This window comes from Achromobacter insuavis (assembly GCF_902859645.1).
GTDB classification, from domain to species: Bacteria; Pseudomonadota; Gammaproteobacteria; order Burkholderiales; family Burkholderiaceae_B; genus Achromobacter; species Achromobacter insuavis.
Genome location: NZ_CADIJR010000164.1, coordinates 1 through 3,380 on the forward strand (window position 1 = coordinate 1; position 3,380 = coordinate 3,380).

Below are 3,380 nucleotides of genomic sequence, written 5' to 3' on the forward strand. Positions count from 1 at the left end.
GGGCTGCCGCGGCGGCGCCGCCAGGGCGCCGGCGCTGGCGAGCGCCAGCCAGGCCGCGCCCATCAGGCGCGCCATGCGGCGCGGGCGGGAAGGGCGCAGGGGCATGGGGCGGCTCACCATTTGTAGCGCACCGAACCGACGATCTGGCGTCCCTGGCCCAGGTAGCAATAGCCGTCGCTGCACGTCTGCACCTGCTTGTCGGCCAGGTTCTGCACGCTCAGGCGCGCCTGCCATCCCTTCAGCGCCGGATGCGCATAGCCGGGCTCGTAGCTCACCGATACGTCGAACAGCGTGGCCGCCGGATTGCGCATCAGGTTGAGCTTGTCGCCATAGCTGGCGCCGACGTAACGGGCGCCGGCGCCCAGGCCCAGGCCCGCCAGCGGCCCCTGCGGCAGGCGGTAGTCGAGCCACAGGCTGGCCAGGTGGCGCGGCTGGTAGGACGGCACCTTGCCGATCTCGGCCGGGTCATTGCTCTTGACCACCTTGCCCTGGTTGTAGCTGTAGCTGGCGATCAGCTGCAGGCCGCGGTCCAGCTCGGCCAGGCCTTCCAGCTCGATGCCGGTGGAACGGATGGTGCCGGCCAGTTCCGACCACGGCTGGCCCGGCACGGCGCGGGCGGCGTCCTTTTCCTCGATGCGGTAGGCGGCCAGGGTCACGTAGCTGTGCGAGCCGGGCGGCTGGTACTTGATGCCCGCCTCGATCTGCTCGCCGTGGGTCGGATCCAGCACGTCGCCCGATTTGGTGAGGCTGGTATTGGGCGTGAACGACGTGGAATAGTTGACGTACGGAGCCAGGCCGTTGTCGGCCAGGTACAGCGCGCCGGCCTGCCAGGTGAAGGCCTGGTCGGACTTGGTCTGCGCGGGCGTGCCGGCCAGCAGGTTGCGGTTGTCCTGGCGCAGCGTGTCATAGCGGCCGCCCAGCGTCAGGCGCCAGTTGCCCAGCGAGGCCTGGTCGGACAGGTAGAAGCCGTATTGCGAATTGCGTTTCAGCACCGACACCATGTTCATCGGCGGGGTCGGGCCCGGCACGTAGCCGTACTGCGGGTTGTCTAGGTCCAGCGAAGGGTAGCCGGAGGCCAGATAGCCCACGCCCTGGTCCCACTTCAGCCACTGGTAGTCGAAGCCGGCCAGCAGGCTGTGGGCGGCCTGGCCGGTGGCAAAGCGCACGGTGGCGTTGTTGTCCAGCGACACGTTTCTGAGCGTGCTTTCGACGCTCCACGCGCTGCGCTGGAGCAGGCGGGTGCCCGGCTCCAGGCCGGCCCCGCTGAGGTAGCGCGCGTCCAGGTCGATATGGCCGTAGCGCAATTGCTGGCGCAGCGTGACGTCCTGGCCCAGGCGATGCTCCAGCTCGTAGCCGGCCTGGTACTGCGTCTGGCGCTGGTGGTCGTAGCGCGGATCGCTGACGCGGATCTTGGTGACCTTGCCGTTTTCGACATAGTTGCCGACGTTGGCGTCGGTCTCGTCCTTCATGTACTGGCCCAGCAGCGTCAGCGTGGTGTTCTCGCCCAGGCGGAACTCGAACGACGGCGCGAACAGGTCGCGGTCGTCGGCGATCATGCGTTCGGTGTCGCCGCGCCGCATCAGTCCGATCACGCGGAAACGCGCGGTGCCGGCCTCGTTGATATCGTCGCCGATGTCGAAGGCGGCCTGCTTGCGGTCGTGGGTCGACCCCTGCAGCATGATTTCGTGGACCGGGTCCGGGCCGGGACGCTTCGAGATCCGGTTGACAATGCCCCCGGGCGTGCCCTGGCCGTAGAGCACCGACATCGGGCCTTTGACGATGTCGACGCGTTCCAGCGCGTAGGGTTCGGTGCGGAAGTAGGCGTAGGAGCCCGGCGTCTGGCGCAGGCCGTCCAGATAGTCGCCGGTGGTGTTCACCGGAAAGCCGCGGATCGAGATCTGGTCGAAGCGCGGGTCGAAGCCCGCCACGCCGGTGCTGACACCCGCCGAATAGCGCACCGCCTCGATCATCGAGGTGGCGCCGCGGGCGTCCATCTGCGCGCGGGTCACCACGCTGACCGAGCGCGGCGTCTCCATCAGCGAGGTGTCGCCCTTGAGGGCGCTGCCGCTGGCCTGCGCCACGAAGGCATCGGCATCGCGGGCGGACGCGCCGACCACCGCGATCGGCGCCAGCGTGGCCGGCCCCGACGCCTGCGGCTGCAGCACGTACTGTCCGTCCGGCGTGCGGGTGGCGGCCAGGCCGCTGCCGGCCAGCAGCGCGGCCAGCGCCTCCGGCACCGTGTAGCGGCCGGACAGGCCGGGGCTGGTCTTGCCCTGCGTCAAGGGCATCGCGCCGCCGAGCGGCACGCCCGCCGCCAGGCCGAAGGCATTGAGCGCTTCGGTCAGGGGGCCGGCGGGGATCTGGTAGGCGCGGCGGCCATCGGCCGCGGTGGGCGCGGGCTGGGCCAGCGTGGGCAGGGCGGGCGCCAGGCCGGCCAGCGCCAGGCTGGCGGCCAGCAGCCAGGGACGCAGCCCTTGGGGCGCGGGAGAAGTGGGGGGCAAAGCGTAAGCGCGTGTCATGACGGTTCCGTATTCGTGCATCGGCAAGCGGGACGGCGATGAATGGCGGTCCCGCACTTACCAGATCGAACGAAACGGAAAAAAGGGAAGGCCGGCGTTCACGCCGGCGCCAACGTGGTCCACCAGGGCAGCTTCTGTTCCACCCGCAGGGACAGGGCGCGGGCCAGCAATTGCAGCGTACGGTCGGCGTCGGCCAGCGGATAGGTGCCCATCACGCGCAGATCGGCGACCTCGGGCGCCACGCCCAGGTGGCCGTGGCGGTAGCGCGCCAGCTCGGCCACCAGATCCGCCAGGCGCATGTCGTTGGCCACGAGCATGCCGCGGGTCCAGGCGCCAGCGGCGGGGTCGGCAAGGTCCGGGCGGCCGATGCCGTCGGCGCTGAACGAAACCTGGCCGCCCGCGGACAGCGCCAGCGTGTCGCCACGAGCGGCGCTGCGGATCTCGACCGTGCCTTCGAACACGGCCAGCCGCGCCGCATCCGCCAGCAGCCGCAGGTTGAAGCGCGCGGCGCGCGTGCGCAGCCGTCCATGGGGCGTGGCCACCACGAACGGCCGCGCGGCGCCGATGGCGTTCACGAGGATCTCGCCGCGCAGCAGCGTCAGGCGGCGTTCGTCCGGCCCGTCGTCGAAGTCGACGGCGCTGGCGGTGTTCAGCCACAGCGCGCTGCCATCGGCCAGCCGCCATTCGCGGACCTGGCCGACGGCGCTGCGGTAGTCGGCCGCCAGCGCCAGCAGTTCGTCGCGCAGCGGGGTATGACGCCAGGCCAGCGAGCCGCCCAGCAGCCCGCCGGACAGCAGCGCCAGCGTGCGCAGATGGCGGCGGCGGGGCGGCGCCAGCGCCGCCTGCAGGCCGGCCGAGGCC

At 71.2% G+C, this 3,380-nt stretch carries 2 protein-coding genes; both read right to left on the minus strand.

The genetic code is table 11. The features are described 5' to 3' along the window. Positions 1–113 precede the first annotated feature (113 nt). Positions 114–2,519, minus strand: a complete 2,406-nt coding sequence (locus H0523_RS31735) for a TonB-dependent siderophore receptor (RefSeq protein ID WP_156350026.1) — start codon at positions 2,517–2,519, stop codon at positions 114–116. A gap of 98 nt (positions 2,520–2,617) precedes the next feature. Continuing rightward, on the minus strand, positions 2,618–3,380 hold a 763-nt coding region (locus tag H0523_RS31740; RefSeq protein WP_180180303.1), incomplete at its 5' end, for a FecR family protein.